Here is a 5,415-nt window from a genome sequence, read left to right as displayed (position 1 = left end):
CAGCTATGATGTGCCTTGCAAAGAGGACGGGTTTAATCCTTTAGTGAGAATGTCCGCCCGTTGCAGTCGGTTATTATTCGACGAAGGGTCGGAATATTACTTTTTGTTACGATCAGATTGATCATCTGCCCCGTCAATAAAGGCCCAAAGGCTCGTCAGACGGGGTGGAACGGCACATTCGTGCCACGCGAGCACTCTTCAAGAAAAGTGCTTGATTGAAAACCGAGCCGGCGATGCGTCGCCCGTTCATTTATTGCTGAAAAGCCTGGAATGCCCATGTCGGACCGTTTTGAACTCTTCCTCACCTGCCCCAAGGGCCTCGAAGGCCTGCTGATCGAGGAAGCCGTCGGGCTTGGCCTTGAGGAAGCCCGCGAGCACACCTCGGCCGTGCGCGGCATGGCCGACATGGAAACCGCCTACCGCTTGTGCCTCTGGTCGCGCCTGGCCAACCGCGTGCTGCTGGTGCTCAAGCGCTTCCCGATGAAGGATGCCGAAGACCTCTACCACGGCGTGCTGGATATCGAGTGGGCCGATCACATGGTCCCCGACGGCACCCTCGCCGTGGAATTCAGCGGCCATGGTTCGGGCATCGACAACACCCACTTCGGCGCGCTGAAGGTCAAGGATGCGATCGTCGACAAGCTGCGCACCCCGACCGGCGAACGCCCGTCCATCGACAAGATCAACCCGGACTTGCGTATTCACCTGCGCCTGGACCGTGGTGAAGCCATTCTGTCCCTCGACTTGTCCGGCCACAGCCTGCACCAGCGCGGTTACCGCTTGCAGCAGGGCGCTGCACCGCTGAAGGAAAACCTGGCGGCCGCGATCCTGATCCGTGCCGGCTGGCCACGCATTGCCGCTGAAGGCGGCGCGTTGAGCGACCCGATGTGCGGCGTCGGCACCTTCCTGGTCGAAGGCGCCATGATCGCTGCAGACATGGCCCCCAACCTGAACCGCGAGCTGTGGGGCTTCACCACCTGGCTCGGTCACGTCCCGGCGCTGTGGAAGAAACTGCACGCCGAGGCCGCCGAACGTGCTGCCATTGGCATGAGCAAACCACCGCTGTGGATTCGTGGCTACGAAGCTGATCCACGGTTGATCCAACCCGCGCGCAACAACATCGAGCGCGCCGGTCTGAGCCACTGGATCAAGGTGTACCAGGGCGAAGTCGGCACTTTCGAGCCGCGCCCGGACCAGAACCAGAAAGGCCTGGTGATCTGTAACCCACCGTACGGTGAGCGTCTGGGTGACGAAGCCAGCCTGTTGTACCTCTACCAGAATCTTGGTGAGCGTCTGCGTCAGGCGTGCATGGGTTGGGAAGCCGCGGTGTTCACCGGCGCGCCGGACCTGGGCAAGCGCATGGGCATCCGCAGCCACAAGCAGTATTCGTTCTGGAACGGCGCCTTGCCGTGCAAACTGCTGTTGATCAAGGTCAACCCGGACCAGTTCGTCACCGGCGAGCGCCGCACGCCCGAGCAACGCCAGGCGGAGCGTGAGCAAGCCGCTTACGATCAAGCCCCGGCCGAGCCGCAAGAGCGCCAATACAACAAGAACGGTAACCCGATCAAGCCGGCCCCGGCCCCGGTGGTCGAGCAAGCGCGCTTGAGCGAGGGCGGGCAAATGTTCGCCAATCGCCTGCAGAAGAACCTCAAGTTGCTGGGCAAGTGGGCCAAGCGTGAAGGTGTGGATTGCTATCGCGTGTACGATGCCGATATGCCGGAATACTCCATGGCCATCGACCTGTACCACGATTGGGTCCATGTGCAGGAATACGCCGCGCCGAAGTCCATCGATCCGGAAAAGGCCTCCGCGCGCATGTTCGATGCCCTGGCGGCGATTCCCCAGGCGCTGAACATCGACAAGAGCCGCGTGGTGGTCAAGCGTCGCGAGCGTCAGAGCGGTACCAAGCAGTACGAGCGCCAGAGCGCCCAGGGCAAGTTCACTGAGGTCAGCGAAGGCGGGGTCAAGCTGCTGGTCAACCTCACCGATTACCTGGACACCGGTCTGTTCCTCGACCATCGTCCGATGCGCATGCGTATCCAGAAAGAAGCCGCCGGCAAGCGCTTCCTCAACCTGTATTGCTACACCGCCACCGCCAGTGTGCACGCAGCCAAGGGCGGTGCGCGCAGCACCACCAGCGTTGACTTGTCCAAGACCTACCTGGACTGGGCGCGTCGCAATTTCTCCCTCAACGGTTTCTCCGACAAGAACCGCCTGGAGCAGGGCGATGTAATGGCCTGGCTGGAAGCCAGTCGCGATGAGTTCGACCTGATCTTCATCGACCCGCCGACCTTCTCGAACTCCAAGCGCATGGAAGGCATCTTCGACGTACAGCGTGACCACGTGCAGTTGCTCGACCTGGCCATGGCCCGCCTGGCGCCGGGCGGCGTTCTGTACTTCTCCAACAACTTCCGCAAGTTCCAATTGGAGGACAACCTCAGCGAACGCTATGCCGTCGAGGAAATCAGCGACAAGACCCTCGACCCGGATTTCGCACGTAATGCGAAGATTCACCGGGCCTGGAAAATCACCGCACGCTGATTGCTCCACCACGCTGCACCAAAAAGCCGCAAGCCTGGATTATTCCGGGCTTGCGGCTTTTTTACGCTGGTCAAATACAGGACCGGTGTCTATAACTTAATGCCTAGCCAAAGTGACACCCCCGCACGCTGGCGTTGTGAGTGTTGCCTATGCCGTTACAAGCTGTCCGCCCGAAAATCCTAGGCTTTATCAGTGAACAGGCGTCGGCTTGGCTGGTGGCATTGGTGGTGTTGCTGGCCGGTAGCGCGTTGACGGCGGTGGTCGCGTGGGCGGCTGCCGACCTTTACCAGCAGCAGGTGCGCCAGCGTTTCCAGTTACTGGTCAACGAGCGCTATACCCGTCTTCAGGAACGCTTCGAGGACCAGGAGCAGCGCCTGGGCAGCTTGCGGCGTTTCTTCATCAACTCCAGCGATGTGTCGCGCCAGGAGTTCGATGGCTTCGCCCAGCCCTTGTTATTGCGCACCCGTGCCTATGCCTGGGCGCCGCGGATATTTCGCGATCAGCGTGCCCAGTTTGAGCACGAGATCTCGCGGCAGCGTGGCAGTCCTTTTACCATCCGTGAACTCAATGCGGCGGGTGAATTGGCCCCGGCCCCCGAGCGTGACGAGTATGTCCCGGTGTTGTACAGCCAGACCCAGAGTCTTTTGGGCTCACCCCTGGGGTTTGACCTGATGGCCCAGCCCCTACGGCGTTCGGCCCTCGAGCGTGCGCAAAAAAGTGGTAAGTCTGCAGTGTCCCAGCCGATGCAACTGGTCGGGGTGGAGCCCGCCTACGCCGCCGGCGTGTTGCTGGTATCGCCGGTGAGCAACACACCCGATGCCGAACCCTACGGGTTTGTGATGGCGGTGATCAGCATGCGCCAACTGGTGGCCGATGGTCTGCCCAAGCCGAACCGGGACAACCTGGTGATGCAGATTATCGACACCTCCGATGATCAGCAGCGCATCTTGTACGCCTCCAGCAATTCGGTGGGCAACAGCGACCTGGTGGCCGCACGCCGGCTTACCCTCGGCGATCACGTCTACGCCCTGAGCCTGCGCGCCAGTCAGGTGTTCGATCAGGCCAACCACTCTTCAATGAACACGATCCTGACCATGGGCATGCTGCTCAGCGTGCTGCTCAGCGTGCTGCTTTACGTTTTGGTCAGCCAACGTCAGCGCGCCCTGAAACTGGTGGAGCAGCGCACGGTGCAGTTACGCCTGCGCGAGCAAGAGTTGCGCGGCGCCCATGGGCAGTTGCGCAGTGTGCTGAATGCGGCCACCCAGGTCGCGATCATCGCCACTGACCTGCGTGGCGTGATCAACACCTTCAATGCCGGCGCCGAGCAAATGCTCGGGTTCAAGGCCGAGCAGGTGTTGGGGCATCTGACCCTGGAGAGCTTGCACGTGACGTCGGAGCTCGAGGCACGGGCCGGCTATTTGAGCGCGACATTGGGCAAGCGCATTCCACCCAGTCAGGCGATGCTGGTGGAGAATCCAGACAGCCAACATGAAACCCGCGAGTGGACCTTGCAGCGCGAAGATGGCAGCCAGCTGACGGTCAATATGTTGCCCACGGTATTGTTGGATGAGCATGGCCTGTGGATCGGGCACTTGGCGATTTACCTGGATGTCACCGAACAAAAGCGCGCCTATGAGGCCCTGGCTGCGCGGGATCGTTTGCTGAAGAAACTCAGCGCCCACGTGCCCGGCGGGATCTTCCAGTTCACCTTGGAGCCTCAGGACCATTGGCGCTTTATCTACGCCAGTGACGGCATGCGCGATATCTATGAAATTGAGCCCGGCGTGTTGCAGCAGGATGCGAGCGGCGTGTTCGAGCGCATTCATTCACTGGATGTGGAACGGGTGCGAGCCTCGATTCGTTTGTCGGCCTTGCAGTTGACTCACTGGCGCGAAGAGTATCGCGTGCAATTGCCGCAGCGGGGCCTGCGCTGGATTCGTGGCGAGGCCACACCGGAAGAGTTACCTGGCGGCGGCACGTTGTGGCATGGCTATGTGTCGGATATTTCCGATCTGAAGCGGGTAGAGGAAGAGCTGCGCACGCTGTCGATTACCGACGCCCTGACGGGTATCCATAACCGGCGCTATTTCCAGGATCGCGTCAAAGCCGAAATGATCCGGCTTAACCGTACCTCCGGGGCGCTTTCATTGATCATGCTCGATATCGACCATTTCAAGCGGATCAATGATCAGTACGGGCATGGTGTAGGGGATGGCGTTTTGCAGGAACTGTGCAAGCGCATCGCCCAACGCCTGCGCCGCAGCGATGTGTTTTGCCGGCTGGGTGGCGAAGAGTTCGTGGTGTTGTGCCCCAATACCGACGGGGATCAGGCCTACAGTCTGGCGATGGAGTTGTGGCAATCGTTGCGCAGTGCGCCGGTTGAGACCGTAGGCGTTGTGACCGCCAGCTTTGGTGTTGCCAGTTGGCGAGTCGATGAAGGGATTGATGGGCTGTTGCTGCGCGCAGATTCGGCTGTGTATATGGCCAAACAGGCCGGCAGGGACCGGGTTGAGGTTGAGCGATTGTGCGCTTGAGTTTCAACACCGGGCAAATGTGGGAGCTGGCTTGCCTGCGATAGCGGTCGCCCAGTCGATATTTTAGGTGACTGAACCAACGCTATCGCGGGCAAGCCCGGTCCCACACAAGTGCTGCAGTGTCTTTAAAGTACCGGTGCCGCTGCTGTCAGTTTCGGCTGGCGATACAGGTCCAACAGCACCTGATCCAGCACTGAGGACGCGCCCCACGGTTTGGAGTCGTTGAGGATCGCCACCACCACCCAGGAGTTGCCATTGTTGTCGCGGCTGAACCCGGCAATAGCGCGCACGGTGTTCAACGTGCCGGTTTTCACATGGGCTTCGCCGCGCAGTGCGGTGG

3 protein-coding genes are annotated in these 5,415 nt (G+C 60.7%); 2 read left to right on the top strand and 1 reads right to left on the bottom strand.

Translation table 11 applies throughout. From position 1 onward, the window contains the following. Positions 1-276 precede the first annotated feature (276 nt). Together rlmKL and ACRESD_RS11010 are read left to right on the top strand one after the other, a co-directional pair. The gene (rlmKL, locus tag ACRESD_RS11015; RefSeq protein ID WP_431750937.1) at positions 277-2,541 is read left to right on the top strand and encodes a bifunctional 23S rRNA (guanine(2069)-N(7))-methyltransferase RlmK/23S rRNA (guanine(2445)-N(2))-methyltransferase RlmL; all 2,265 of its coding nucleotides are present in this window, start codon (positions 277-279) and stop codon (positions 2,539-2,541) included. 149 nt (positions 2,542-2,690) lie between these two features. Further along, the gene (locus tag ACRESD_RS11010; RefSeq protein ID WP_431750936.1) at positions 2,691-5,075 is read left to right on the top strand and encodes a sensor domain-containing diguanylate cyclase; all 2,385 of its coding nucleotides are present in this window, start codon (positions 2,691-2,693) and stop codon (positions 5,073-5,075) included. 125 nt (positions 5,076-5,200) lie between these two features. Here ACRESD_RS11010 and ACRESD_RS11005 read toward each other — a convergent pair. After that, positions 5,201-5,415, bottom strand: a 215-nt coding sequence (locus ACRESD_RS11005) for a D-alanyl-D-alanine carboxypeptidase (protein WP_431750935.1), incomplete at its 5' end; no start/stop codon positions are given.

The sequence above is a fragment of the Pseudomonas sp. genome, assembly GCF_050739995.1.
GTDB lineage: Bacteria > Pseudomonadota > Gammaproteobacteria > Pseudomonadales > Pseudomonadaceae > Aquipseudomonas.
Note: the sequence above shows the minus strand (reverse complement) of the source record. Positions and strands in the feature narration are given on the sequence as shown.